The organism is Pontibacter oryzae, from assembly GCF_003576375.1.
Taxonomy (GTDB): domain Bacteria; phylum Bacteroidota; class Bacteroidia; order Cytophagales; family Hymenobacteraceae; genus Pontibacter; species Pontibacter oryzae.
Genome location: NZ_QWGE01000004.1, coordinates 157,778 through 182,776, shown reverse-complemented (window position 1 = coordinate 182,776; position 24,999 = coordinate 157,778). Strand labels below are relative to the sequence as shown.

The following is a 24,999-nucleotide window of genomic DNA, read 5'->3' as shown; positions in this document are numbered from 1 at the left end:
TTTTATAGAAATTAAAAGTTACTTATTGATTACGTTTTTTAAATTATTCTTTTTCTGATAAAGTTTTCAAGATACCGGCTAGTTTACCACCGCTGCTCTGAAGGGCAGAAACCACGTTCTTCGCAGGAGACTGAAGAAGCCCGATGATGTCGCCAATAAGCTCATCCTTAGACTTGATCTTAGTCAGTGCATCAAGCTGCTCATCACCAACGAAAATTCCGCTGTCAATATAAGCACCTTTCAGCAGGGGAAGCGGGTTGCCTTTCTTTCTGAAGTCCTGGAGTAGTCTTGCAGGAGCATTGCCTGCCTCGTTAGAGAACAGGATACCGGAAGCGCCCTTTAAAACTTCATCCAGCGCAGAAGTGTCAGCTTCTAAAGTATCTAGCGCTTTCTTGATAAGTGTATTTTTGTACACTTTGTATTCGATACCACGATCGAATGCCAATCTTCTGAACGCATTGATGCCAGCTACACTCATTGTGGAAGCATCAGTAATGTAGAAGTAGTTAGTATTAGCTAGCTTCTCGCTCAGGTCTTTTACAATTATCTCTTTTTCTTCCCTGGTCATGTTCTTAGATAGTTGCGTTCTTCTCAACAGTTACGGCCGGGCTCATTGTGCTAGACAATGTGATGCTCTTGATGTAAGTACCTTTAGCAGAGGCAGGCTTCAAACGGTTAAGTGTTTGAATAACCTCATGTGCGTTAGCAGCAAGTTGCTCTGCAGAGAAGGAAACTTTTCCGACGCTAGTGTGGATGATACCGAATTTATCAACTTTAAAGTCGATTTTACCGGCTTTAACCTCTTTAACAGCTTTAGCTACATCTTGAGTAACTGTACCCGACTTAGGGTTAGGCATCAGGTTACGAGGACCCAGGATTCTACCTAAACGACCTACCTTTGCCATAACTGCAGGCATCGTGATAATTACATCAACATCCGTCCAACCTTTTTCGATTTTCTGAATATAATCATCAAGACCAACGAAGTCAGCGCCAGCGTCTTTAGCTTCCTGCTCTTTGTCAGGAGTAACTAGGGCAAGTACTTTTACTTCTTTACCAGTTCCGTGAGGCAATGTAACGATACCACGAACCATTTGGTCGGCCTTACGTGGATCCACGCCTAAACGTACATCAATATCAACAGATGCATCAAACTTTGTGAAGGTAATGTCCTTTACAACTGAAGCGGCATCTGTTAAAGAATATTCTTTTGTTAGATCGGCTTTAGCTAAAGCCGCTTTTCTATTTTTTGAAATCTTTGCCATTTTCCTTCAACTTGTTATTCGCTCCACGGAGCTGTGCCAGACACTGTGATACCCATGCTTCTTGCTGTACCTGCTACCATTTTCATGGCTGATTCCAGTTTGAAAGCGTTCAGGTCAGGCATCTTCGTTTCTGCAATCTCCTTAATTTGATCCCATGATACCGAACCAACCTTGTTACGGTTAGGCTCTTTAGATCCGCCTTTAATCTTAGCGGCATCCATCAGTAACACTGGAGCAGGTGGAGTTTTAACAACGAAGTCAAATGACTTGTCTGCATAAATTGTAATCAACACTGGTAACACCTGGCCAGCCTTATCCTGAGTTCTAGCATTGAACTGCTTACAGAACTCCATGATATTAAGACCCTTAGAACCAAGTGCAGGTCCAACCGGTGGCGATGGATTCGCGGCACCTCCCTTTATCTGAAGTTTCAGATAACCTTTTATTTCCTTTGCCATTCTATGTATTTACTACGATTCTTTTTCTACTTGCATGTAGTTTAGCTCAACTGGTGTGTTTCTTCCGAAAATCTTCACCATAACGTTAAGCTTCTTACGTTCTTCGAACACCTCCTCTACTGTGCCTGAGAAACCACTGAAAGGACCATCCATCACTTTCACTATCTCTCCTACTACAAATGGAGTGTCAAGAACTTCAGCCTGCTCTTCTGCTTCGTCTACCGTCCCCAGGATCCTGTTCACTTCAGACTGGCGTAAAGGCACTGGCTTTTTACTTACAGAGCCTTTTTCTTCCGTACCCAAGAAGCCAATTACACCTGGGGTACTAATAATAATATGCTCTGCTTCACCATGAGAAAGGTCAGCGTGAACAAGTACGTAACCTGGAAAGAAGCTACGCTCTCTGATTCTTTTCTTTCCTCCACGCATCTCGTATACTTTTTCTGCAGGAATCAATACCTGCGGAACGTACTCATCGAGATTGTGTCTCATTATTTCATTCTCCAGGTAAGCCTTAGCTTTTTTCTCCTGGCCACTAACTGCGCGAACTACATACCACTTTAAATCAGCCATAGACTCTATTTAAAACTGGTTGTAAAACCAAGTCAGTACCGTATCGAAACCGAAGTCCATGGCACCAACTACTAAAGCAAAGATCAAAGAACCGATCAACACGAGTACAGAACTATTCTGCAATTCGCTATATGTTGGCCAGGAGACTCTATCTCTCATCTCCTCCACAGTATCGTTAATATAGGTTCTTATATTGCTCATTGCTTCGCTTACCAGATAGTGAAAAAATTGCACGGGTGGAGAGACTCGAACTCCCAGCCAATGGTTTTGGAGACCACTACTCTACCAATTGAGCTACACCCGTAAAAAAATGCACGCCACTTTTGAAATGGAGTGCAAATTTATCCATAAGTTTTATGAAAACAAACCCGTTCTTAAAAAACTTTTCAAGAACGGGTTTGAAACATATTATTAGTCAAGGATTTCAGTTACCTGACCGGCACCTACTGTTCTACCACCCTCACGGATTGCAAAACGAAGACCTTTCTCCATTGCTACAGCGTTGATAAGGTTTACCTCGATAGTGATGTTATCACCTGGCATTACCATTTCTACGCCTTCTGGAAGCATGATCTCTCCTGTAACGTCTGTGGTTCTGAAGTAGAACTGTGGACGGTACTTGTTAAAGAATGGCGTGTGACGTCCACCTTCTTCCTTAGAAAGAACGTAAACCTCAGCTTTGAATTTAGTGTGAGGCTTAACAGAACCTGGCTTACAGATAACCATACCACGACGGATATCAGTTTTCTCAATACCACGAAGAAGTAGACCTACGTTGTCACCAGCTTCACCTCTGTCAAGGATCTTACGGAACATCTCCACACCAGTAACTGTAGACTTCAGGTTTTCAGCACCCATACCTAGGATCTCAACTGGCTCACCAGAGTTGATCACACCACGCTCGATACGGCCAGTAGCAACTGTACCACGGCCAGTGATTGAGAACACGTCCTCAACTGGCATCAAGAATGGAAGGTCAACAAGACGCTCTGGAAGTGGAATGTAGCTATCTACAGCATCCATCAGCTCTTCGATAGTTTTAACCCACTTCTCATCGCCGTTAAGGCCACCAAGAGCAGAACCCTGAATTACAGGAATGTTATCGCCATCAAACTCGTAGAAAGAAAGCAGTTCACGGATTTCCATTTCTACCAGCTCAAGAAGCTCTGGGTCATCAACCATGTCCACTTTGTTCATGAACACTACCAGCTGAGGTACACCTACCTGACGAGCAAGAAGGATGTGCTCACGCGTCTGTGGCATAGGACCATCAGTAGCAGCAACCACAAGGATAGCACCGTCCATCTGGGCAGCACCAGTAACCATGTTCTTCACGTAGTCAGCGTGACCTGGGCAGTCAACGTGAGCATAGTGACGGTTTTCTGTAGCGTATTCTACGTGAGAAGTATTAATTGTAATACCTCTTTCTTTTTCTTCAGGAGCGTTGTCAATTGAAGAGAAGTCACGAAGCGAAGCAAGACCTTTCTTAGCCAACACAGTAGTGATAGCAGCTGTAAGAGTAGTCTTACCGTGGTCAACGTGACCAATAGTACCGATATTTACGTGCGGTTTGGAACGGTCAAATGTTTCTTTAGCCATTGTATGATATTAAATTAAGGTTAAAACGTTTAAGTTTATGTCGCGCTTTTAAATATACACGTAACGGACTGTGAGCCAACGATGGGAATTGAACCCACGACCCCTTCCTTACCAAGGAAGTACTCTACCCCTGAGCTACGTCGGCTTTTAAATCCATCAGAAAACTACAACCCTATTTACACTAAAAAGGAAGCTCATCTGCATGAATTTCCTTCTCCAGTCCATTTAGTAAATATGTTTTCTGACTTTTAAGAGCGGGAGACGAGGGTCGAACTCGCGGCCTATAGCTTGGAAGGCTATCGCTCTACCAACTGAGCTACTCCCGCTTTTATTTTTGAATGAGCGAACTTTAAACAAGTATAAACCTATCTAAAATTCACTCATTTACTAGTGGGGAGAGCAGGATTCGAACCTGCGAAGTCGTAAGACAACGGAGTTACAGTCCGTCCCATTTGGCCGCTCTGGAATCTCCCCGTAGCTAATTTTGCATCAAGTGTGCAGAACTTTTTCCTTTCGAACTTCACTGCCTGTGCCGTGTTTTTCGTTCTAAGGAGATGCAAAATTAAGCCCTTTTTTTTCTAAGTCAAATATTCCGGTAAAAAAATGTTAAAAAATTTCTGACAGGCTTATTTCCCATACATTTCCAGCAGTCTTTCGTCCTTCTCTTTCTGCTTAATTTGCTCCATCAACTGCTGCACCTCCGGCTTCTCTGACATCACCATAAGTGCCTGATAGGCAGCGGCCCGAACATAGTACAACTGGTGGTTCATGGCCAAGTCAGCTAATAAGTTGATTGCCTCTGTTGTGTTGGTTTGGCTGTTTGAAGCTAGGTACGCCCCATAACTCTGCAGCAGGTAATATAATTCTCCGCCTTTAGCAGTTTTGAGCTGTTTTATAAACCAATCATACTTTTCTGGCCCGGATTGCACCGCATAAATAGTGGCCAGTGCCAACTTAATTTCTCCGTTTTTCTCCCGCTCATACTTTGCGAGTCGCTCCATTGTGTCAGTCGCGCCTGTGCCGGAATAGGCAAGTATAGCCGCCGCCGCTGCCTGATATGAACTATCTTGCATAGCCTTCGCGAACAAAGGCTGGTACTTTTTCCCGTCCCATCCGGCCAATGCAAGTATAGCATCTGAACGCACAGCCCCTTTTTCATCCTGAGTGGCCATCTTGGCAATTGCTGGCTCAATAGCTGCTATCTGCCCTTCTTTTAATTTGCTCAGCGCGTTTATGGCTATACTTCTAACGCGCCAGTATTTGTCTTGCAACGCTTTCTGGTACATTGTTAGTACTTGTGGGTTGTCCACCTGATCTTCCAGCATTGCCAGTGCTTCCATCTTGGCCCCAAACTGACCAGCGTTGTTGAACTGATAAATGAGCTCTGCCTGTGACTTTTGATGCGCCACTACACCTAATAATTGTTGATCGGAATCGAAAAGGACTAGCTCTGGCTGGGTGGCTACATTAATGGAAAATGCCTGATCTGCCTTATCCACTATGATTGGGTCTACTTGCTTCTTGCCTCCTGACCATACTGCAACTTTTAGTGGCAACCGGTAAACCGGTGCATAAGCCGTATCCTGCACTTGCTCTACGTGCAGTTGCAACTGCCCATTGGCATAGCTTTGCGTAACTTTTAACTCCGGGTGACCGGGCTGCATAAACCATTGGTCGAAGAACCACATCAGGTCTTGCCCTGTTACGTCTTCAAAAGCCATCCGCAGCTCGGCTACTTCTACATCTGAGAATTTATTGCGCGTCAAGTATAAGTTAAGGGAAGCCCACCAGGCATCATCGCCCACCAGGTTGCGTAGCATGTGTAGCACGCGGCCTCCTTTGGCATACGAGTGACTGTCAAACATGTCCTCCCGGTCCTTGTAATAGTAGCGGATCAGCGGCTCGCGTTTCTCGGTTGCCTCATCCAGGTATTGCCCCAGTTCATCCAACTGTAAGTAAGCAGCTTCGTCGGCACCATACTTATGCTCCGCCCACAGGTATTCCGAGTAGTTGGCAAACGACTCGTTGAGCGGAAGGTTAGCCCACGACTCAGTAGTCACGTAATCGCCGAACCACTGGTGAAACAGCTCGTGTGCAATAATGCCGTCCCAGTTTTTATCCAGCAACTCACGCTCGTTCAGCTGCAGGTCTTCCATAAAGGTAGAAGCAGAGGTGTTTTCCATTGCACCGGATACAAAGTCCCGGACTACCACCTGCGCATACTTTGGCCACGGGTACAACACGCCCAGCTTTTTAGAGAAGAACTCCATCATCTCGGGCGTATTCCCGAATATTTTCTTTGCGGTGCCTTTATAGGCTGGTTCCACATAGTAATTTACTTCTCTATCGCGCCATTTGTCCTTTACCACGGCAAAATCCCCGATGGCAAGCATGGCTAAGTATGGTGCGTGCGGCAGTTCCTGCTTCCAGTAGTCTGTCTTAGTGCCATCCGCATTCTGGCGAGAATACATAAACACGCCATTGGATAGCGTTTTATACTTAGGGTCCACAGTGATGTAGATCTCCTGCGTCATGCGCTCATTGGGAGAGTCGATGGTAGGAAACCAGGCAGAGCTTGCCTCGGTCTCGCCTTGCGTCCAGATCTGGCGCGGCTTTTCGGGGTCATCGCCCAGCGGGTTGATAAAGTATAACCCTTTATCATCGGTAATGGCATCGGAGCCACCGGTTGGCAACTCGTTTGGTTTGGCCGTGTAATCTATTTCTAAAGTATACTTCTCGTCGCGGGTATAGCTTTTACCTAAATTGATATTCAGCTTTTTACCATTGTAATCGAACTTCAGTGGCGTGCCATCGTAGCCTTTCATCAGGTGCACGCTATGGATTTCCATACCTTTGGCATCCAGCACCAACGTATTTTGCGGGTAGAAGTATGGCTTGGCTGTTATCTCTGCCAGGCCATGGAGGTATTGCTTCTGCCAATCGAAACTGATGCGCAGGGTAGTATGCAGCAGATCGTTCTCTTTGGTGCGCGAAGGGTTGAAAGAATATTTTTTAGCGGTCCATACCGGTGTGGTATCAACAGGGGCAGCAGGCTTAGTAGCTACTGTTTTTTGGGGTTTTGTATCTACAACTGCCTTATTGGTACTACAGCCACTGCTAAGTGCCATAGCCGATGCCAGGCCCACTATGCTCAGAAACCTATGATTCATGCTTGGAATGTTTTAATTTTGAGGTGAAGTTCTAAAAATACTCTGAGAAACCATTAACTTTAAAGTCAAAACCACACAAAAGAAGATGCTCCAGGTAAAAACCGGTAACGACAAAATTTGGCAGGTTGATATTCAGAAAGATGCCATTTCCCTAAACGGAACTCCTTTTGACTGGGACATCTCCCCTATCGGCCCGAACACCTATCATATCATAAAAGGCGCCCGCTCATTTACTGCGGAGGTAGTATCAGCCAATTATCAGGAAAAGACGTTTACGTTTAAAATCAACGGCGCGGTGCAAACCGTAAGCGTGAAAGACCGCTTCGACCTGCTCCTCGACAAGCTTGGTATGAGCAACGCCAACGCCAATAAAGTAAACGACGTGAAAGCGCCTATGCCCGGCCTTATACTTGATATTAAGGTGCAGCCTGGCCAGGAGGTTAAAAAGGGAGACCCGATCATGATCCTTGAAGCTATGAAGATGGAGAACATACTTAAGTCTCCGGGCAAGGGCGTTGTGAAAGAAATAAAAGTGCAGACCAGGCAGAACGTAGAAAAGAACCAGGTACTGATCCTTTTTCAATAGATTTTTGTTAGCGAGAGCGGCTGCCACGGTGGCCGCTTCTTTGTGTAAAAAGAATTCATAACCTATACAGATAAATTACCGTGAAGTATAAACGAATTTTGCTAAAGCTAAGTGGCGAGGCACTGATGGGCGAACAACAGTACGGCATCGACTCTAACAGACTCCTACAGTATGCCCAGGAGATTAAAGATGTAGCCGCCCTTGGTGTGGAAGTGGCCGTTGTGATTGGCGGAGGCAATATTTTTAGAGGGGTGCAGGCGGAGCAAGTAGGCCTGGACCGTGTGCAGGGAGACTACATGGGTATGTTGGCCACTGTCATTAACAGCATGGCGTTGCAGAGCGCTCTGGAGAAACTGGGTGTTTATACGCGCCTGCTCTCTGGCATTAACATACAGCAAGTATGCGAGCCATACATCCGCCGCCGTGCGGTGCGCCACCTCGAGAAAGGCCGCGTGGTTATTTTCGGAGCAGGTACTGGCAACCCATACTTCACCACCGATTCGGCTGCATCCCTGCGTGCCATCGAGATTGAGGCTGATGTTGTATTGAAAGGCACCCGCGTGGACGGTATTTACTCCGCCGACCCCGAGAAAGACCCTGATGCTATCTTCTACAGAAACATCTCGTTTAAAGATGTATTTGAGAAAGGCCTGAACGTAATGGACATGACAGCGTTTACGCTTTGCAAGGAAAACGACTTGCCAATAATTGTGTTTGACATGAATACTGCCGGCAACCTTCAGCGCCTGGTTAAAGGGGAGCAAATAGGAACGCTTGTAAGTATGGATGACCTTGGCGAGACACTGAAAGAAACAATCGATCAGATTCAGCCGGGCTCTAAATCCGATAAAAAATAAAATTTACTATTTTTGCCCAGAAATATTTCAGAACTAGAATAAGTAAATAGATATGACGGAAGAAATTCAGTTTTACCTAAGCGAGGCTGAAGAGTCTATGCAAAAGGCGGTGCAGCACACAGCCAGCGAGTTAACCAAAATCAGAGCTGGTAAAGCATCTCCGGCCATGGTTGAGCACCTGCGCGTGGATTACTATGGCACGCCAACCCCGATCTCACAGGTTGCTAACGTTGCTACGCCAGATGCGCGTACCCTGCTTATTAAGCCTTGGGAAAAAAATATGCTGGGCGAGATCAATAAGGCCATCAAAAACAGTGACCTTGGCCTGAACCCGATTCAGGAAGCTGATGCTGTTCGCCTGAACATCCCGGCCCTGACTGAGGAGCGCCGCCGCGACCTGGTGAAGCAGGTTAAAAACGAAACTGAAAACGGCAAGATTAGCATCCGTAACATCCGTAAAGATGTGAATGACTCGCTGAAGAAGCTGCAGAAAGAAGGCACTGCCGAAGATGCCGTACGTGATGCAGAGGGCAAGGTACAGAAACTGACTGATGCCTACATCGTTAAAGTTGATGAACTATTGGCTAAGAAAGAAGCTGAAATCATGACGATCTAAGTTTAGATGTAAGACAATAGATCTTAGACACTAGACTAATAAATAAAAGTGGCCCGCAAGTAATATTGCGGGCCACTTTTGTTATAAACCAAAGAGTTAATTCTTTGTCTAATATCTTATATCTAACGTCTTTAAGTCTAGGTTACTGGTACAGCTTGTGCACTTGTATGTACTCTGCCACAGCATCCGGTACCAAGTACTTTATACTTTTCTCCTCCCGGATGCATTTCCGGATGAAGGTGGCCGAAATGTCCAATATGGGCGCTTTTACAAAAGTGACCTCGGGCATATCAGGCAACTCAGCAGTTGCAGAACCGGTACGCGGGTACACGTATACCTTATGATATTTGAGGATGCTCTCGTAGTTTTTCCACTTCGGGAACAGCGGCACGTTATCCTCGCCCATAATCAGCACAAACTCGTAGCTTGGGTATTTCTCCTGCAAGTATGTAAGCGTATCGATGGTGTAGCTCGGCTTGGGCATACCGAACTCGATGTTTGACACGCCCAGGCTCGGGTTATCTGCTATCGCCAACGAAACCATTTGCAGCCTGTCGAACTCGTGCAGCAGCGTATTGCTAGGCTTAAACGGGTTCTGCGGTGACACCACCAGCCAGACTGTGTCCAGGTCGGTGTTGTTGGCCATGAAGTTGGCAAGTATAAGGTGGCCGATGTGAATGGGGTTGAAAGAGCCAAACAGTAGCCCTACCTTCATACTATTGCTGGTTCTGACTTAAGGAAATCGTTTACTAACTTCTCTGCCTCGCCGCACGCCCGGTCCAGGTCATCATTCACGATCACAGTATCGAATTGATCCTCAAAGCTAAGCTCGAATTTGGCCTTGAAAACGCGGCTGCTTATACTAGAAGTAGAATCGGTGTTGCGGGCTGTCAGGCGTTTGGCCAGTTCATCAATGGATGGCGGCTTCACAAAAACGGCTAGCGCTCTCTCTTTGTAAAAATGCTTTATACTTAACCCTCCCTTTACGTCTACATCCAGAATAACATGCTTGCCGCTCTTCCAGATGCGCTCAATTTCAGACTTCAGCGTGCCGTAAAAAGCACCCTCGTATACTTCCTCCCACTCTACAAACTCATCGTTTGCGATTTTCTTTTTAAAATCCTCGGGTGTGATGAAGTAGTAGTCTTTGCCGTTTTCCTCGGTGCGGCCACGCTTATCGCGGGTGCAGGCCGAGATAGAAAAACTCAGCTGTGGATTGATGCTGAGCAGGTGCTTTACTATAGTGGTTTTGCCGGCGCCCGAAGGGGCCGAAAAGATAATGATTTTGCCTTGCATTAGGGGTTATAACGTTTCTTGAATCTTCGCTTTAATGGAGTGTACCAGGCTTTGGGGTACAATCACGCGCTTCAGGTGGCCTGTTACCAGCCCTTTCAAGAGCTTTTGTTTTTGATGGTTTTCGAAGCAGCTGATGCATTCTTCGATGTGGTGGTTAAAGAACCTCTGTTCTTCCGGGGAGGCTTCGCCGTCGATCATCAGATCCAACAGGTTGGATATCTGTTCACAATCGGCCGTACGTGCATCATCAGGTGCCTTTGGGTATACTTCTTCTGTATATTTTGCTTCCATCTTTACTCAAACTCTTAAAATTTCGTCTCTAATTGTTATATCCCATGCTTTTAGCATACTTCTCCAACTTCTCCTTCAAAGAGTTTCGGGCCCTGTGCAACCTCGAACGTACGGTGCCTATGGGGATGTCAAGAATCTTGGCCATCTCCTCGTAGGTGAATCCTTCCAAATCACAAAGTATAATTACCGTTCTAAAGTCAACGGGCAAAGCATTCAGGGCACTGGCCACCTCATCCCCTATCAGATCCTGCACACTCTCGGTGCGCATATCTGTGGTAGAAGCCACTCCACTCTCACCTTCAACGTCTTCGGAGTTGTAATACCCCTCTACCTCGCTGTAGTCTACCTTGGCAGGCTGTTTGCTCTTCTTCCGAAACTCATTTATGAATGAGTTCTTCAGGATTCGGAACAGCCACGCTTTTGCATTAGTTCCTTGCTCGAAGTAGTCAAAAAAGCGGTATGCCTTCAGATATGTCTCCTGTACCAGGTCGTTGGCGTCGTCTTCGTCTAAGGTGAGCCTGTAGGCAAAATTGTACAGAGGGTCTAGCACGGGCAGCAACTCCGCCTCAAACCGTGCGTCCTTTTCCTCTTTACTAAGCTGTTTACCTGTCTGCTCGCTCATTTACTTTTATGGATTTTGTACTTTAGTGAAGTCCTCCATCGCGCGTGTAGCGCAAATATAGGAATTTTAATTACATACCTTACTAGCCGCTTCAGGGTTGCAGCCATAAGTTCTACCCTGCCTCGGTATGCAATAATAAGTCAGTTTGTACATACGTAGATTAGATGATTTAGTACGTTTCCTTTCTTTTTTCGCAGTACTTAGCCGTGAAGTATGTAATTTTGTGTGAAGCAACTTTACTAATGGGCAGGTAAATTTATCCATGAGCAACTCTATTTCGGTAACCATACTTACAAAAAACAGCCGCAAACACCTGGCGGCTTGCCTGCATGCGTTACAGCCTTTTAGCGAGATAATTGTACTGGATAACGGCTCTACTGATGATACCCTGGATATTGCCGCTCAGTTTGCCAACGTAAAGGCAGTCCGGTCACCGTTTATTGGCTTTGGGCCTTTGAAAAACCTGGCCGCGCAGCATGCCTCCAACAACTGGATTTTATCCATAGACAGCGATGAGGTGCTGACGCCGGAATTACAGCAAGAGCTCCTACAACTTAATCTTTCTGATAGCAAGTTGGCTTATACCATACAGCGCCATAACTACTACCGGAAAAAGCTGATCAAGGCATGCGGCTGGGATAATGATTTCGTGCTGCGCCTCTACCACAAAGCAGAAACCAGCTTTGCCGACTTACAGGTACATGAATTTGTGCGCACCGAAGGGCTGCAGGTGAAAAGGTTAAACGGAATTATCCGGCACTACTCTTACGACTCTATCTCTCAGTTGATTACCAAGTCTGACAAGTATACATCGCTGTTTGCCCAAGAAAACCGCTTTCGCAAGAAGTCATCACCTTTTAAAAGCCTTTATAAGGGAGCATTCTCTTTCTTCCGGAATTATATTTTGCAGCGCGGCATTTTATATGGCTATGAGGGCCTGAGTATTTCCTATACTAACGCTGCCAACTCTTTCTACAAGTATATAAAACTACACGAAGCCAACCAGACACTAGATGTGAGTGTGGTTATACTTCCAGGAGCCGCTCAATCGGATTTGGGCATCACACTCGAAAGTATAGCCGGCCAGCAGGAGTTGCCAGTAGAGGTTGTATCCTTTGGTTCTGAAGAAGCTCACCTCTACCAACCTGCGGCTGTGGCGGCTAGCACCTTGCAGCACTATACTTTGCCAGCCAATACAGAATTGCAACATGCAATTGCGCGCACCAACGGCGAGTACATTCTGGTAGTAAAAGCTGGCACGGCACTACCACCTCAGTTTGTGCGGGCACTTAAGCAAAAGGTGCGTTACCGGGCTTTCTCGGTTTACCCATTGGCGGCCGGCCAGGATATCCTTGCTTTCTGGAAAGATGATTTGCTGCGGCTGCCGCAAATACCTGCACCTGCTACAGCAAACGGTTGGCAGACAATAACCCAAGCTCTTTTGCAAAACGGAATTACACAAGTATAACAGGACTTCATACTTTCACGCTGCTACCTTAAACACATGGATCTGCTCTTTCTAACTTTCGGGGATAACATCAAAAACCATTACCAGGCTAATTTCTGCATTCTTTCGTTCTTAGCGCAGCCAGAAGAGGTAAGCTCCATTAGCGTGTACACTGATAAGCCTGAATTTTATACCCATCTGCAGGCACATGTGAAGGTAGTGGAAATTACCGAAGCCACTCTGAATGACTGGAAAGGCCCCTACGACTTCTTTTGGCGCGTAAAAATCAAGGCCTTAGAACATTTTGCTTTGGCTAAACCCGCTAGCACCATCGTCTACCTCGATTCCGACACGTTTCTTTACAATGATGCCCGAGGATTCCAGCGCATGCTACATTCAAGCGCTAGCATGCATGTGAGAGAAGGCAACCTGGCAGCATTACAAAGCAAAACAGAGAAAAAGATGTGGCAACAGGTACAGGGCCGCGCCTTTGGAGGGGTTACCATAACAGCCTCGCATGCCATGTGGAACGCCGGGGTTGTGGCAATTCCTCAAGAAAATAACCTGAAAGCAATTCGGCTTGCCTTGTCCATTTGTGATGATATGTGCCGCGAGGATGTAACCAGGCGGCTGATTGAGCAATTTGCCATTTCGGTTGCGCTTGATGAAACGTTTGGCTTAAAGCCTGCTGACCAGTGGATAGGCCATTACTGGGGCAATAAAGATGGCTGGAACGATTTCATCTCTAATTTCTTGCTAGAGTCCTTATTGAAAGGATATACTTTAGACCAAGACATTGCACGCCTCAAGCAGCTTAACTTCCAGCAAATTCCGATAATCAAGAAGGAAAAGAATACTAAACTGCGTTTACAGCGCCTACTTAATAAGATATTCTCCCCCAAAGAAGTAACCTATATTAACTAGCTAAACCGGCTAAGCCTAACCTTCTTAAACTCCTGAAATAGCATTTCTTCCGGAACCACTACCGGCTTAGGCAAACCATGTTCTAACAGCTGTTGCGCAGTGCTTTAGATGCGGACCTTCTATCGAGGTCAGTTCACACATTGCCGTGTGCAACTCACCAATAAAATACAACAAACTATCAGTTACCTTTTATTGTACGTGCCGTAAGAAAAATTATATGCTACCTTTAACGTAGGCACTATTACTCCCCGATCAAATTGGCCGGAGGCAAAACGGATTAGCTTTGATGTATTCTATGCGCTTACTCATACTGCTGTGCCTCGTTCTGGTAAACCTGCCGTTACCGGCGCAGCAATACAATATCCGAAGCTGGGCGATGGAGCAAGGTTTGCCACAAGGGCAGGTAGTAGCTATTCAACAGGATGCTAAAGGTTATCTGTGGCTGGCAACGCGTGGCGGGCTCAGCCGCTTCAACGGCATCGAGTTCAAAACCTATACTAAATCCGATGGCTTAGGCAGCAACAATATTGCCACTCTATTTTTAGATAGCCGCCAGCGCCTCTGGATCGGCACATCAGATGCCGGCCTTGTGCAGCACAATGGCGTTTCTTTTAAGAAGTATGGCCGCAAGCAAGGCTTAGAGGCGAGTACTGTAACAGCTATCGCTGAGGACAAAACCGGAAAACTCTGGCTAGCCACCGATAACGGTATTTACACCCTTGTAAAAAACCAACTGCTAAAGTATACCTCACTGCCAGCCATAAGCTATACGGCAATTGCCACAAGTAATTACGGAGAGATATGGATTGGCTCCGAGAGAAACGGGTTATATGTAATTAACGGCACCCAAACCGAGAACTTTACTACTGCTAACAGCCCACTGCCCTCTGACCACGTAACGGCTCTGCTAATTGGTAAAGATGAGGAAGTATGGATTGGCACAGAGCTGGGCCTGGCCTTGGCAGACAACCGGAGCGTTAGCAAAGTAACGCTTCCGAAGAGTTTAAATCATAGCCACATTAGCAGCCTTACCCAAGACCATTACCAGAACCTGTGGATTGGCCTACACCGAAATGGCTTGCTAAAATATAGCCAAGGCACATTTACCCGGTTAACCCGAAACAACGGCCTGCGCACTAACCGCATTGCTGCGCTAGCCACCGACACCGAGGGTAACCTATGGATCGGCACCAGTGGGTACGGCCTGCAACAGTACAAAGCTCCTTGGTTTATAAAGTACTCCGACTTCCCTGATTACACAGAGCCTAGAATCACTGCCATTGCGCAAACCGACAGCAGCCATATTTGGCTCGGCACCGATGAAGGCGCGTTGGCTAAGCTAAAGCATGGCATCCCTAGTTGGCTGCCCTCCCGCCCCTGGCCAGATGGCACTACCATCTATAGCTTTCTGCCGGAGAACAAAGGGAGTTTATGGGTAAACACCAGCAATGGCATTTGGCATATCCGCGGAGATAGCAACACACACTATACGTTTGCTGATGCCCTCTCTGCTATAGATGTGTATAACGCTGCCCAAGGCAGGCAAGGCCAGTTATACTTTGCAACCAGCAAGGGAGTAGCCGTTCTTCAGGACGGAAAGCTTTCCCTACTGCCTTATACTGGCGGAAAATTACATGCACATACCGTTAAGCGAGACAGTAAACGCAACATATGGGTGGGCACCGAAGAAGGTGTCTTTTTAATCGAGAACGGAAAACTTACCAGACCAAGGCAATTAAAGGACTTAAACCCACCAGACATCCGGTCTATCACAGAAGATAAGAGTGGCAACTTATACTTTGCCGCTTACAACACGGGCATTCTAGTTCTTCAGAACGACCAGCCTACACTTTATACTTCTGATGATGGCTTACCCAGTGAAAGCGTAAAGGTGCTGCAAGCCGATTCAGCCGGTAACCTGTGGGTAAGCACCAATAACGACCTACTCAAAATCCGGCTCCCATTCCTGCAGAAAGAGGGAATGCTTACTTACAGAAGCTATGCCAGCTCAAATGGATTTAAAGATCTGGAAGTATGCGACAATGCCATTCTCCCTACAAAAGATGGTGTAGTGTGGTTTGGCACAACCAAAGGCCTTACAAAGTACCTCCCCTCCCTGGACCGGCGCAACAAAGTGTACCCAAATTTGGTGCTAAAGGATGTAATGCTCTATGCCAAGCCAACCAACTGGGAAGAGCTAGGCTTTACCCCCGATAGTATGACTGGCCTGCCTGAGAACCTGCACCTCTCTCATTCTCAAAACTACCTTGCGTTTAACTTCCATGGCATTTGTCTTTCTGGCCCCGACATGGTGAAGTATAAGTACAGGCTAGTAGGCCACGAAACAGAATGGTCGCCGGTAACGAGCCGTACTTTTACCTCTTATGCCAACCTCACGCCTGGCACCTATACTTTCGAACTGATGGCTCAGAACAACGATGGCTACTGGACGCCGCAGCCACTGACGTATACTTTTTCTATCGTACCCCCCATCTGGCGCCGCGAGTGGTTTGTGGGCCTGTTGTTGGTGCTAGTGGCTGGCAGTGTTTTAAGTATCGTTCGCCTCCGGGAGAAGAATCTTGTAGAGATGAATACATTGCTGGAAATGAAGGTAAACCACCGCACCCGGTTACTGGAACGTAAAAACAAGGAAAAGGAAATATTGCTGCAGGAGATACACCATCGGGTAAAGAATAACCTTCAAATCGTTATTAGCCTGCTAAACCTGCAGGCCCGCCACGTAGCCGATCCACTTGCCAAGGAAATGATGCAGGCCCTCCGTAGTCGCGTGCGCTCCATGTCGTTGCTGCATGAACGGCTCTACCGCTACGATAGCCTCGAAAACATAGATCTGGAAGAGTATTTTCTGGAAATTTGCGAGAGCCTGTATGCTTCCTATGGCGTAAGCATGAGCCGCATTGCGCTTGAGTTGGATGTACCTAATATTAAATTAGACATAGACTCTGCCATAACATTAGGTTTAATTGTGAACGAGTTGGTATCCAATACCTTAAAATATGCGTTTCAAGAAGACGAACAAGGTGTATTACGGATTGAGCTTGTAAAACACGACGAAGTACAGTACACACTTACTGTAAGCGACAATGGCCACGGTTTACCCGAAGATTTCTACCAGAAACAGCAACAAGGCCAATCGTTTGGACTTAAGCTTGTGCAGTCGCTGAGCAAAAAGCTAGACGGGAACATTCGCTTTTTCAATAAAAATGGCACAAAATCAATATTATATTTTGTTTTGCCATCGTAATTAAATTTTTCACGTATGTACCTAATGCTATGACGAAACCCAAAATCCTAATATCTGAAGATGAGGTCATCATTGCGGAAGATCTTGCGGCAAGCCTGGAGGAATTAGGTTATGAAACGTGTGCCATAGATTCTGGTGAAGATACGATCGATATGATCCGGGAAACGCACCCTGACCTGGTACTGCTGGACATTAACCTTAAAGGCGATGCCGATGGTGTAGATATTGGCTCGCGCATCCGCCAGGAGTTTAAGATACCGTTTATCTACCTCACAGCCTATGCTGACCACGCAACCGTTGACCGTGCCAAGAAAACCCAACCAGATGGCTTCTTGGTAAAGCCTTTCGATGAAAAGAGCCTGCGCTCTGCCATCGAGATCGCGCTTTACAAGCACGACAATAACCGAAAAGGCGACCTGCCCACCAATGGCTCGCACCTCCCCGACCATAAAGACCAGGAGTTTACCTCTGACTATATCTTTGTGAAGGTAAAGCACCGCATTATAAAAGTGCACTACAACGATATACTTTGGGTTGAGGCTTATGATAACTACTCGTTTATCGTAACCGCCGACCAAAAGTATTTAGTAAGCTCCACCTTAAAGGATATGGAACACAAGCTGCGTTCGCAGAACTTTGTGCGCGTACACCGCTCTTACATAGCCAACCTCGATAAAATTGAGGCATTGGAGGAGAACTCTGTCGTTTTCTCTAAAGGCGATGTGCCAATTGGTAAGTCTTACAAGAAAGCACTCATGTCTAAATTCAACATTATATGACGCAGCGTTACATGGCTTAAACTATACATTAAAAGTTATCAGAACTGGCTTTGCCAACAAAAAAGAAGGGCCGATGCTATAATGCATCGGCCCTTCTCATACTTTATTTTTGCGCAGATTAGTATCTGTAATACTCAGGCTTATAAGGTCCTTCAACCTCTACGCCAATGTAGCTTGCCTGTTCTGGCGTAAGCTCATCCAGCTCAGCGCTTATTTTACCCAAGTGCAGGCGGGCCACTTTCTCATCCAGGTGCTTTGGTAAAGTATAAACTTTGTTCTCGTAAGCACCTGCATTAGTCCAAAGCTCCAACTGGGCCAGCGTTTGGTTAGAGAAGGAGTTAGACATTACAAACGATGGGTGACCAGTGGCACAGCCAAGGTTTACCAGGCGGCCTTCAGCAAGTACAATGATATCGTTGCCCTCGATGTTGTAAAGGTCTACCTGCGGCTTGATAACGTCTTTTGTGTTGCCATACGTTTTGTTGAGCCACGCCATGTCGATCTCGTTATCGAAGTGGCCGATGTTACAAACGATGGTTTTGTCTTTCATCAGGCGGAACTCGCGCTCACCAATAATATCTTTGTTACCAGTTGCTGTTACTACAATGTCAGCTTCTTTTACGGCATCAACCATTTTCTTCACAGCAAAGCCATCCATAGCAGCCTGCAGGGCGCAAATTGGGTCGATCTCGGTTACAATAACGCGGGCACCAGCACCACGCAGCGAAGCGGCAGAGCCTTTTCCAACATCACCATAACCAGCTACTACGGCTACTTTACCGGCCATCATTACGTCAGTGGCACGGCGGATAGCATCTACCAAAGACTCTTTGCAACCATACTTGTTATCGAACTTAGACTTGGTTACAGAGTCGTTTACGTTGATGGCTGGCATAGGAAGCGTGCCATTTTTCATGCGCTCGTACAGGCGGTGCACACCAGTGGTAGTTTCCTCTGAAAGGCCTTTAATGCCTGTGGCAAGTTGCGGATACTGGTCTAGAACCATGTTTGTCAGGTCACCGCCATCATCCAGGATCATGTTTAGTGGCTGGCGATCTTCACCGAAGAAAAGCGTTTGCTCGATGCACCAGTCAAACTCCTCGGCAGTCATACCTTTCCAGGCGTAAACCGAGATACCGGCAGCAGCAATGGCGGCGGCGGCGTGGTCCTGTGTTGAGAAGATGTTGCACGATGACCAGGTAACCTCAGCACCCAGCGCAACCAGTGTTTCGATTAGCACGGCTGTTTGGATCGTCATGTGCAGGCAGCCTGCAATGCGCGCGCCTTTCAGCGGCTGGCTTGGGCCAAACTCCTCACGGATAGCCATCAAGCCTGGCATCTCGGCCTCAGCCAGTCTAATCTCCTTGCGGCCCCAGTCAGCCAGCGAAATATCTTTTACTTTGTACTTTAGATATGTCTCTACCATTTTTCTCGTTTTTTCAAATAAAACACGAATTTACGCATTTTGTTGCAGTTCTTCAATACAAACTAGTTGCTAGGCTGCCTGGCATGGCCAGTTGTTAAAATAACAGCGCCTGTTAACGTTTAACAGGCGCTGCATTTAGCAATAGAGAGCAGAAAGCTATTTATTTACAATCACTTCCGCATCCAAGCTATTAGAGTTTCCGGATGGTGGGTTCAGGAAGCCTTTGGCAAATACCGTATAAATCTTGCCGGCCTCTAGTGTCAGGGTAGCAGTAATGGCGGCTACATCCGTACCAACGGGTTGTACTTCTATAGTATAGGTTCCGGCATCTACAGGCGTAAAGGCAGTTGCTTCTTTAAACTCAAGGTCAGAGAAAAGCTCCGGGCCATTCTGGACCACTACGTCAACGTTGGGCGCATCCGGCGAAAGGTGTACCACACGTATATGCGCTTTGCCACTGGCAGGTATGGTTAAGTCATCTTCCAGCACCACAGGGGTGATACTGCTTAGCATATCCGCCGCGAAAACGGTATAGCTTCTGTCTTTCTCGAGTGTTACATCGGCATCGATTACCGGGCTGCTGAGCCCTGCGCCGGCAGCGGTTACTTTAAAGTTGCGCTCGCCGGCATCAACTTCCAGATAGCCCGTGTTGTTGGGGTAGTTCAGGGCAGCGCTGTTCACTTTCGCATCATCCACATACAGATCCACGGCCGGGGCATCTGGCGACGCATGCACTACCATCACGTTAGCCTCATCAACACGCAGGTCAATGTCATCGTCATCGTCGCAACTTGCAAGGAACATAGTTGGCAGTACGGCCAGTAAAGCGATTTTCATCCAATTTTTCATAGCTAAATTATTTAATGTTAAAAATATGCTAGATGACTGATTAACTGGCAATTATAATTTTTGTTTAAATTTTTAAAAATAACATTAGACAAATATTTATACATACATATCTACACTTACTCGCTCTTTTTAAAATGATTATCTTTGCCCAACGCTATCCTCTACAGTTGCTATGCGCCATTTTACTACACAAGAGCAGGAATTTATCCTTGAGCACCAACATCATGATGTGGCCCGACTGATGCTGCAAGCAAGGCGCTACCCGCAACTGCCTATGCAGGAGCTTGTGCAACAGATTAAAGCCCGGCAAAAAGCCGCGCTGAAGTTGCCAACCTGGGTGGCAAACCCAAAGGCGGTTTTTCCAGTGGCCCTTTCTGTAGAGCAAAGCTCGTCAGAGGTTACGGCCGCCTACAAAGCCAGCCTGGTGAGCGGTAAACTGCTGGTAGACCTGACCGGAGGTTTTGGGGTGGATAGCTTATACTTTGCCCGCCAATTTGAGCAGGTGATACACGTGGAACAGAACGCGGAGCTGCAGGAAACAGCAATGCATAACTTCGGTCTGCTTGGTGCCGCCAACATCCAAAGTATGCATAGCACTGCCGAGATTTTTTTAGAGACATTTGAAGGCACAGCCGATATTTTATACTTAGACCCCGCCCGCCGCGGCAACCACGACCAAAAGCTGCACTTGCTGCAAGACTGTGAGCCCGATGTGCTGCACCTGCTGCCTTTGCTGTTCCAGAAAGCTAATGCCGTCTTGCTGAAAACCTCTCCGATGCTAGATATTGAGCAGGCACTTCAGGAGCTTGGGCAGGTGGTGCATGTATGGGTAGTAGCGCTGCAAAACGAGGTGAAAGAGGTGTTGTACTTGCTAAAGCCTGTGGCGCCGGCTCCGGAGGCTGTGCCGGTTACTGCCGTTAACCTACTGCCGAATAGTACAGACCAGCAACTTACCTTTAGCCGCCAACAGGAAGAGGAGGCAAAACCAGACTACTCTGATCCGCTGGAGTATATCTATGAGCCCAACGCGGCCATACTGAAGGCAGGCGCTTACCGCTACCTGGGGCAGCAGCTGCAACTTGGCAAGTTACACCCAAACAGCCACCTTTATACTTCCGGCCAGTTGTTGCCAAGCTTTCCGGGGCGCAGCTTTAAATGCCTTGCGGTGAGCCGCTACAACAAGAAAGAGCTGCTTCGCCACCTGCCTGCTAAGAAAGCCAATATTACGGTGCGTAACTTTCCGGAGTCTGTGGCTGATATCCGCAAAAAAACCGGCGTTAAAGAGGGAGGCCATATATATCTGTTCTTTACCACGGATATGCACCAGAAACCCCTTGTGCTGATCTGCCAAAAGGCTTAGCCCCCTTTTGCAGCCATGAGAAACGATAAGGATAAAACCGGCCAGCCCCCCTGCAGGTTATTAGCGAAGCCTCCCATACCCTAAAATCCGGCAAACTGGTAGTGCGTAGCAATGGCGCTGGCAGCACATCAACAGATAAAGTCCCTGAACGTGGCAAGAAGAAGACACGCTTACCAATCACCTGAACATCAATCACCAGCTATCGTACACCCATAAGCGGGCCTCAATGTTAAGCCCGATTGTTTCACCTAAAAACTACGAAAGCAGATGAAAGGAGAAAAGAACAAGAACTGGGAGTTTAATGGTTTTGCAAGCAACCCTGAAAAATCCTATGAGGCGGGCAAGAAAGGTAGCCGCCTAGCTGTGGAAGCCTCGCTGAGGAACACGACTCCGCAAGCCCAGAACACCGAGTCCAAATCAGTAGCTAAGCCAAGCGCCCAGAACAAGAACGAGAGCGGCAAAGGCTGGCAAAGCGTCCCGGCTGAGGGCAAAGCAAACAAAAGCGCTACTGATGAGTAGCAACTATAACTTAACCTATGAAGACAATGAAAGATCAAGATAAAAAGAATTCGTCTGAGCTGACCGACACAAACAAAGGCAATAGCAAGGACATATCTAACAGCTTGGAGCGCGACGCCACTGGTACCAAGCTCACGGGAAAGCAAACGCCGCAAGGCCGCACCGATAACGAGCAGGAAAGGGAAAGTAAAAAGCACAATCGCTAAACCTCCAAGCTAAAAGTATAGTAACAGCCATGGCACTTCGTGTTGTGGCTGTTTTGCGTTAAGCGTTTGTATATTTCTGCTTAACTTGAGCCCTGACCATACTTTGTGCTACCACTATGAGAACTCTATTTTCGCTACTGCTGTTTCTAGCACCCGCGCTGGCCTGCCTCGCCCAACATACTGCTACAGTAAATATCAGCTTTGAGCTTCATGCACCTAATTTACCCGATTCGGCGCAGGTTTATATTACAGGTAACGCTCCGCAGCTCGGCGACTGGAGCCCGAACAAAGTAAAAATGGAGCGCAACGGCCCAAATAAATGGCAAAAGCAAATTACTGTCCAGTCCACTGCTCACCTGGAGTATAAGTATACATTGGGCAGTTGGCAGCGAGAGGCTACCGACAGCACTGGCAGGCCGCTACCAAATTTTAGCGCCGAGGCTACAACGAACCAGGTACGCCAAGACCAGGTAAGCTATTGGCGAAATGGTGAGACCATACCCGTTAAAGGCGGCATTACAGGCAGCGTAATATATCACCGAAGCGTAGGCAATGGCCAAAATTTACCTGCCCGAGACCTCATAGTGTGGTTACCGCCTGGTTACGAGCAACATACTAAACGGCGCTACCCAGTCCTGTATATGCATGATGGCCAGAACATCTTCGACCCGGTTACCAGCTCTTTTGGTCTAGACTGGCGCATAGATGAAACTGCCGATAGCCTTATCCGTGCTGGAGCGATGGAACCTGTCATTATTGTGGGCATTTATAACAACGCTGACCGCATGCAGGAGTATATTCCGGGTGATAAAGGCAACGCCTATATGGATTTTGTAATGAACACTGTAAAGCCACTTATAGATAAAACTTACCGCACAAAACCAGAAAGCAAGTATACTGCAACAGGAGGTTCATCGGCAGGTGGCACCATTTCGTTCATGCTGGCCTGGGAGCACCCGGAAGTTTTCTCAAAGGCTATTTGCATGTCGCCGGCCTTTAAAATCCAGAAGATTGATTACGTAGACGATGTACTGTCATATAAGGGCCCAAGAAAGAAACTGTATTTATACATTGATAATGGCGGAATAGAACTGGAAGCGCAGCTGCAACCTGGTATTGATGAAATGCTGCAGGCACTCCGCAACAAGTGTCAGGATTATGTTTTCGTAAAAGACCCAAACGCCAAACACTCCGAAACAGCTTGGGCTAAGCGCACACCAAGGGCATTAAAGCTTGTATTTCCGGTAAAGAAGTAGCAGTTACCATAACACACATCAATCCTCACATATTTTACGCCCAATCTTTTTATACTTTATCAAATATAATTTATATTAAATGTTTATTTAGGCTAGTTCCACACCATGCACCCGTATGACAACACGCTTAGTAAGTATGGATAAGATAGCAATAAAACAACTGTATGAGGTGCCGCAGCATTTCGACACGGTAGCCAACTGGATTTACGAACAGTGGTGGAAGAAGCCAGGCAACACCATTGAGGTTGTAAAGCAGCCGCTCCGGGAACACCTGGAAAAGAAGGACTTCCCATTAACGTTAGTAGCCCTTGAAGGCGAAAAACCTGCCGGCTCTGTATTACTGATTGAAAATGACGGCATAAGCGAATTACCAGACCTAACACCCTGGCTGGCCGCCCTGTACGTAGCGCCGCGGTTCCGAAGGCAGGGTGTAGGGCCGCAGCTGGTGCAGGCTCTAGAGCAACATGCCCGGCAAATAGGCTATAAAAAGCTATACCTGGTGGCCACCGATCGTGTCAGTTTTTACAAAGATTTAAGCTGGGGCATCTATACCAAAATGGGAGGCAAAACCGGAATCACCATTATGCATAAGCAACTTTAAGCTACTGCCCAGTTTAGCCATTGTATACTTAGCTAGCTGGTTATACTTATCTCTTCCTGCTTACCCATTTACTTTCCTTCACCCAGAAGCGCCAAGGCAGCAAGGCATCTTCGCCGGCATAATCTATACCTATCCGTGGGCCTGCGGCTATACTTTCAGGAGGTAGCACCACATTTTTGTCTTCCAGCCAGATAGTGCTTCCGGTCAGGTCGGTACCATATAGCTTTTTATTGATGCCCAATGCCTGGCTTAGTACCCCAGGCCCGGCGGTAAGGTTTGGCTTTAGCTGCTGCATGTTGCGCCGTAGCTGCATTTCCTCTATGCCTACCTCAGGTTCTATGGCCCGAACTAATACTGCATCGGCACTGCCTTGCTGGTTTGTGATAATATTGAATAGATGATGCATACCGTATACCAAGTATACATAGGCTACACCGCCTTCGGCATACATAATTTCGGTGCGTTGTGTGCGGCGTTGCAAATGGGCATGGCAGGCTTTATCGTTCTCGCCCGAGTAAGCTTCCGTTTCTACAATCATCCCGCCGGTAAGCATGCCATCCACACAGGTATAAACATACTTGCCTAGCAGCTCCTGCGCCAGTTGCACCACATCCGGGCGGGTATAAAAAGATTTTGTCAGTTTCACGCTTCGTTATTTGTTGTCAGTTGATCATTACCGTGTCTACGCACATTCAGCCTCGCTCTCCTAATTCCCCCTTAATAATTATTAATTGGTAATTATTAATTCGTAATTTCGCCTTCAGATTGGTGGCTGTAACTACTGCCGTAGATATAACCTTAAAAGGGAAGCAGGTGTAAATCCTGCGCTGTTCCCGCAACTGTCATCTTCACAAAACGGGTTAGTCCATAACCAAAGGCCACTGTGCAGCACTTGCCGCATGGGAAGGCGGACTAACTGAAGAGAGCCAGGAGACCTGCCAGTCCGACACAAATTTGTCGTATGCTTTCGGGTAAAAAGCTGCACGGCCACCGCTGTTTAACTACTGCGTTTGCTGTTTCTGCCTTTCTGCCTG

General features: G+C 46.9%; 26 protein-coding genes, 4 tRNA genes and 1 riboswitch. Of the genes, 12 read left to right on the top strand and 18 right to left on the bottom strand.

Features of this window, described 5'->3' with window-relative positions; all coding sequences use genetic code 11:
• Positions 1–43 precede the first annotated feature (43 nt).
• The 11 genes from rplJ to D1627_RS13005 form a co-directional block, all read right to left on the bottom strand.
• Complete coding sequence (rplJ, locus tag D1627_RS13055) at positions 44–568, bottom strand: 50S ribosomal protein L10 (RefSeq protein WP_119432707.1); 525 nt, start codon at positions 566–568, stop codon at positions 44–46.
• Between the two features lie 4 nt (positions 569–572).
• Positions 573–1,265 carry a 50S ribosomal protein L1 gene (rplA, locus tag D1627_RS13050; RefSeq protein ID WP_119432706.1) on the bottom strand — a complete coding sequence of 231 codons (693 nt, stop codon included), beginning with the start codon at positions 1,263–1,265 and terminating at the stop codon, positions 573–575.
• 14 nt (positions 1,266–1,279) lie between these two features.
• Positions 1,280–1,723 (bottom strand): 50S ribosomal protein L11, encoded by a 444-nt coding sequence (gene rplK / locus D1627_RS13045; protein ID WP_119432705.1) that lies wholly within the window; start codon positions 1,721–1,723, stop codon positions 1,280–1,282.
• Positions 1,724–1,735: 12 nt separating this feature from the next.
• Positions 1,736–2,296 carry a transcription termination/antitermination protein NusG gene (gene nusG, locus D1627_RS13040; RefSeq protein ID WP_119432704.1) on the bottom strand — a complete coding sequence of 187 codons (561 nt, stop codon included), beginning with the start codon at positions 2,294–2,296 and terminating at the stop codon, positions 1,736–1,738.
• Positions 2,297–2,305: 9 nt separating this feature from the next.
• Positions 2,306–2,497, bottom strand: coding sequence for a preprotein translocase subunit SecE (secE, locus tag D1627_RS13035; RefSeq protein WP_119432703.1), 192 nt, complete (start codon positions 2,495–2,497; stop codon positions 2,306–2,308).
• A gap of 30 nt (positions 2,498–2,527) precedes the next feature.
• A tRNA-Trp gene (locus D1627_RS13030) sits at positions 2,528–2,600 on the bottom strand.
• Positions 2,601–2,707: 107 nt separating this feature from the next.
• The gene (tuf, locus tag D1627_RS13025) at positions 2,708–3,895 is read right to left on the bottom strand and encodes an elongation factor Tu (protein ID WP_119432702.1); all 1,188 of its coding nucleotides are present in this window, start codon (positions 3,893–3,895) and stop codon (positions 2,708–2,710) included.
• A gap of 73 nt (positions 3,896–3,968) precedes the next feature.
• Positions 3,969–4,040 (bottom strand) — tRNA-Thr (locus D1627_RS13020).
• Positions 4,041–4,148: 108 nt separating this feature from the next.
• Positions 4,149–4,221 (bottom strand) — tRNA-Gly (locus D1627_RS13015).
• 65 nt (positions 4,222–4,286) lie between these two features.
• A tRNA-Tyr gene (locus D1627_RS13010) sits at positions 4,287–4,369 on the bottom strand.
• A gap of 152 nt (positions 4,370–4,521) precedes the next feature.
• Positions 4,522–7,065, bottom strand: coding sequence for a M1 family metallopeptidase (locus D1627_RS13005; protein WP_119432701.1), 2,544 nt, complete (start codon positions 7,063–7,065; stop codon positions 4,522–4,524).
• Positions 7,066–7,150: 85 nt separating this feature from the next.
• Here D1627_RS13005 and D1627_RS13000 point away from each other — a divergent pair, with 85 nt between their 5' ends.
• From D1627_RS13000 to frr, 3 genes are all read left to right on the top strand, one after another.
• A complete protein-coding gene (locus tag D1627_RS13000; RefSeq protein WP_119432700.1) occupies positions 7,151–7,651 on the top strand; it encodes an acetyl-CoA carboxylase biotin carboxyl carrier protein subunit in 501 nt (166 codons plus the stop codon).
• Positions 7,652–7,731: 80 nt separating this feature from the next.
• The gene (pyrH, locus tag D1627_RS12995; protein WP_119432699.1) at positions 7,732–8,508 is read left to right on the top strand and encodes a UMP kinase; all 777 of its coding nucleotides are present in this window, start codon (positions 7,732–7,734) and stop codon (positions 8,506–8,508) included.
• Positions 8,509–8,560: 52 nt separating this feature from the next.
• Positions 8,561–9,124 (top strand): ribosome recycling factor, encoded by a 564-nt coding sequence (frr, locus tag D1627_RS12990; protein WP_119432698.1) that lies wholly within the window; start codon positions 8,561–8,563, stop codon positions 9,122–9,124.
• A 142-nt stretch (positions 9,125–9,266) separates the two neighbouring features.
• Here the strand turns inward: frr and nadD are convergent, their stop codons facing one another.
• Genes nadD through D1627_RS12970 form a run of 4 tightly spaced genes read right to left on the bottom strand, consistent with a single transcriptional unit; the run spans position 9,267 to position 11,333 of the window.
• A complete protein-coding gene (gene nadD, locus D1627_RS12985) occupies positions 9,267–9,839 on the bottom strand; it encodes a nicotinate (nicotinamide) nucleotide adenylyltransferase (RefSeq protein WP_119432697.1) in 573 nt (190 codons plus the stop codon).
• Positions 9,836–10,420, bottom strand: a complete 585-nt coding sequence (gene gmk, locus D1627_RS12980) for a guanylate kinase (protein ID WP_119432696.1) — start codon at positions 10,418–10,420, stop codon at positions 9,836–9,838. The genes nadD and gmk overlap by 4 nt, the downstream gene beginning before the upstream one ends.
• Positions 10,421–10,426: 6 nt before the next feature.
• The gene (locus D1627_RS12975) at positions 10,427–10,711 is read right to left on the bottom strand and encodes an anti-sigma factor family protein (RefSeq protein WP_119432695.1); all 285 of its coding nucleotides are present in this window, start codon (positions 10,709–10,711) and stop codon (positions 10,427–10,429) included.
• A gap of 28 nt (positions 10,712–10,739) precedes the next feature.
• A complete protein-coding gene (locus D1627_RS12970) occupies positions 10,740–11,333 on the bottom strand; it encodes a sigma-70 family RNA polymerase sigma factor (RefSeq protein ID WP_119432694.1) in 594 nt (197 codons plus the stop codon).
• A gap of 262 nt (positions 11,334–11,595) precedes the next feature.
• On the opposite strand from D1627_RS12970, the gene D1627_RS12965 reads away from it, so the two are divergent.
• From D1627_RS12965 to D1627_RS12950, 4 genes are all read left to right on the top strand, one after another.
• Positions 11,596–12,801 carry a glycosyltransferase family 2 protein gene (locus D1627_RS12965; RefSeq protein WP_119432693.1) on the top strand — a complete coding sequence of 402 codons (1,206 nt, stop codon included), beginning with the start codon at positions 11,596–11,598 and terminating at the stop codon, positions 12,799–12,801.
• A 36-nt stretch (positions 12,802–12,837) separates the two neighbouring features.
• The gene (locus D1627_RS12960; RefSeq protein ID WP_119432692.1) at positions 12,838–13,704 is read left to right on the top strand and encodes a hypothetical protein; all 867 of its coding nucleotides are present in this window, start codon (positions 12,838–12,840) and stop codon (positions 13,702–13,704) included.
• Between the two features lie 295 nt (positions 13,705–13,999).
• Positions 14,000–16,969, top strand: a complete 2,970-nt coding sequence (locus tag D1627_RS12955; protein WP_158607186.1) for a two-component regulator propeller domain-containing protein — start codon at positions 14,000–14,002, stop codon at positions 16,967–16,969.
• Between the two features lie 29 nt (positions 16,970–16,998).
• On the top strand, positions 16,999–17,748 hold the full coding sequence (locus tag D1627_RS12950) for a LytR/AlgR family response regulator transcription factor (RefSeq protein ID WP_119432690.1): 750 nt from the start codon (positions 16,999–17,001) through the stop codon (positions 17,746–17,748).
• A 118-nt stretch (positions 17,749–17,866) separates the two neighbouring features.
• Here the strand turns inward: D1627_RS12950 and ahcY are convergent, their stop codons facing one another.
• On the bottom strand, positions 17,867–19,174 hold the full coding sequence (gene ahcY, locus D1627_RS12945) for an adenosylhomocysteinase (RefSeq protein WP_119432689.1): 1,308 nt from the start codon (positions 19,172–19,174) through the stop codon (positions 17,867–17,869).
• Between the two features lie 156 nt (positions 19,175–19,330).
• Positions 19,331–20,011, bottom strand: a complete 681-nt coding sequence (locus D1627_RS12940) for a DUF4397 domain-containing protein (protein WP_233555627.1) — start codon at positions 20,009–20,011, stop codon at positions 19,331–19,333.
• A 184-nt stretch (positions 20,012–20,195) separates the two neighbouring features.
• On the opposite strand from D1627_RS12940, the gene D1627_RS12935 reads away from it, so the two are divergent.
• From D1627_RS12935 to D1627_RS12915, 5 genes are all read left to right on the top strand, one after another.
• A complete protein-coding gene (locus D1627_RS12935; protein ID WP_119432687.1) occupies positions 20,196–21,383 on the top strand; it encodes a THUMP-like domain-containing protein in 1,188 nt (395 codons plus the stop codon).
• Positions 21,384–21,650: 267 nt separating this feature from the next.
• Complete coding sequence (locus D1627_RS12930; RefSeq protein ID WP_119432686.1) at positions 21,651–21,902, top strand: hypothetical protein; 252 nt, start codon at positions 21,651–21,653, stop codon at positions 21,900–21,902.
• A gap of 17 nt (positions 21,903–21,919) precedes the next feature.
• Positions 21,920–22,108, top strand: coding sequence for a hypothetical protein (locus tag D1627_RS12925; RefSeq protein WP_147383302.1), 189 nt, complete (start codon positions 21,920–21,922; stop codon positions 22,106–22,108).
• A 116-nt stretch (positions 22,109–22,224) separates the two neighbouring features.
• Complete coding sequence (locus D1627_RS12920; RefSeq protein WP_119432684.1) at positions 22,225–23,364, top strand: alpha/beta hydrolase-fold protein; 1,140 nt, start codon at positions 22,225–22,227, stop codon at positions 23,362–23,364.
• 115 nt (positions 23,365–23,479) lie between these two features.
• Entirely contained in the window at positions 23,480–23,965 is a 486-nt protein-coding gene (locus tag D1627_RS12915; protein ID WP_119432683.1) for a GNAT family N-acetyltransferase, read from the top strand.
• A 46-nt stretch (positions 23,966–24,011) separates the two neighbouring features.
• Here D1627_RS12915 and D1627_RS12910 read toward each other — a convergent pair whose 3' ends face one another.
• On the bottom strand, positions 24,012–24,611 hold the full coding sequence (locus D1627_RS12910; protein ID WP_119432682.1) for a DNA-3-methyladenine glycosylase: 600 nt from the start codon (positions 24,609–24,611) through the stop codon (positions 24,012–24,014).
• A 103-nt stretch (positions 24,612–24,714) separates the two neighbouring features.
• Positions 24,715–24,922: riboswitch (cobalamin riboswitch) on the top strand.
• Positions 24,923–24,999: the final 77 nt, after the last annotated feature.

What these genes read in the sequence shown, in the direction of transcription:
- nadD (WP_119432697.1), bottom strand. Translation starts at nt 9,839, where the DNA reads ATGAAGGTAGGGCTACTGTTTGGCTCTTTCAACCCCATTCACATCGGC.
- tuf (WP_119432702.1), bottom strand. Translation starts at nt 3,895, where the DNA reads ATGGCTAAAGAAACATTTGACCGTTCCAAACCGCACGTAAATATCGGT.
- D1627_RS12940 (WP_233555627.1), bottom strand. Translation starts at nt 20,011, where the DNA reads ATGAAAATCGCTTTACTGGCCGTACTGCCAACTATGTTCCTTGCAAGT.
- ahcY (WP_119432689.1), bottom strand. Translation starts at nt 19,174, where the DNA reads ATGGTAGAGACATATCTAAAGTACAAAGTAAAAGATATTTCGCTGGCT.
- D1627_RS13000 (WP_119432700.1), top strand. Translation starts at nt 7,151, where the DNA reads ATGCTCCAGGTAAAAACCGGTAACGACAAAATTTGGCAGGTTGATATT.
- nusG (WP_119432704.1), bottom strand. Translation starts at nt 2,296, where the DNA reads ATGGCTGATTTAAAGTGGTATGTAGTTCGCGCAGTTAGTGGCCAGGAG.
- rplK (WP_119432705.1), bottom strand. Translation starts at nt 1,723, where the DNA reads ATGGCAAAGGAAATAAAAGGTTATCTGAAACTTCAGATAAAGGGAGGT.
- D1627_RS12975 (WP_119432695.1), bottom strand. Translation starts at nt 10,711, where the DNA reads ATGGAAGCAAAATATACAGAAGAAGTATACCCAAAGGCACCTGATGAT.
- D1627_RS12935 (WP_119432687.1), top strand. Translation starts at nt 20,196, where the DNA reads ATGCGCCATTTTACTACACAAGAGCAGGAATTTATCCTTGAGCACCAA.
- rplJ (WP_119432707.1), bottom strand. Translation starts at nt 568, where the DNA reads ATGACCAGGGAAGAAAAAGAGATAATTGTAAAAGACCTGAGCGAGAAG.
- D1627_RS12915 (WP_119432683.1), top strand. Translation starts at nt 23,480, where the DNA reads ATGACAACACGCTTAGTAAGTATGGATAAGATAGCAATAAAACAACTG.
- rplA (WP_119432706.1), bottom strand. Translation starts at nt 1,265, where the DNA reads ATGGCAAAGATTTCAAAAAATAGAAAAGCGGCTTTAGCTAAAGCCGAT.
- D1627_RS12965 (WP_119432693.1), top strand. Translation starts at nt 11,596, where the DNA reads ATGAGCAACTCTATTTCGGTAACCATACTTACAAAAAACAGCCGCAAA.
- gmk (WP_119432696.1), bottom strand. Translation starts at nt 10,420, where the DNA reads ATGCAAGGCAAAATCATTATCTTTTCGGCCCCTTCGGGCGCCGGCAAA.
- secE (WP_119432703.1), bottom strand. Translation starts at nt 2,497, where the DNA reads ATGAGCAATATAAGAACCTATATTAACGATACTGTGGAGGAGATGAGA.
- D1627_RS12925 (WP_147383302.1), top strand. Translation starts at nt 21,920, where the DNA reads ATGAAGACAATGAAAGATCAAGATAAAAAGAATTCGTCTGAGCTGACC.
- D1627_RS12970 (WP_119432694.1), bottom strand. Translation starts at nt 11,333, where the DNA reads ATGAGCGAGCAGACAGGTAAACAGCTTAGTAAAGAGGAAAAGGACGCA.
- D1627_RS12955 (WP_158607186.1), top strand. Translation starts at nt 14,000, where the DNA reads ATGCGCTTACTCATACTGCTGTGCCTCGTTCTGGTAAACCTGCCGTTA.
- D1627_RS12960 (WP_119432692.1), top strand. Translation starts at nt 12,838, where the DNA reads ATGGATCTGCTCTTTCTAACTTTCGGGGATAACATCAAAAACCATTAC.
- frr (WP_119432698.1), top strand. Translation starts at nt 8,561, where the DNA reads ATGACGGAAGAAATTCAGTTTTACCTAAGCGAGGCTGAAGAGTCTATG.
- D1627_RS12950 (WP_119432690.1), top strand. Translation starts at nt 16,999, where the DNA reads ATGACGAAACCCAAAATCCTAATATCTGAAGATGAGGTCATCATTGCG.
- D1627_RS13005 (WP_119432701.1), bottom strand. Translation starts at nt 7,065, where the DNA reads ATGAATCATAGGTTTCTGAGCATAGTGGGCCTGGCATCGGCTATGGCA.
- D1627_RS12930 (WP_119432686.1), top strand. Translation starts at nt 21,651, where the DNA reads ATGAAAGGAGAAAAGAACAAGAACTGGGAGTTTAATGGTTTTGCAAGC.
- D1627_RS12920 (WP_119432684.1), top strand. Translation starts at nt 22,225, where the DNA reads ATGAGAACTCTATTTTCGCTACTGCTGTTTCTAGCACCCGCGCTGGCC.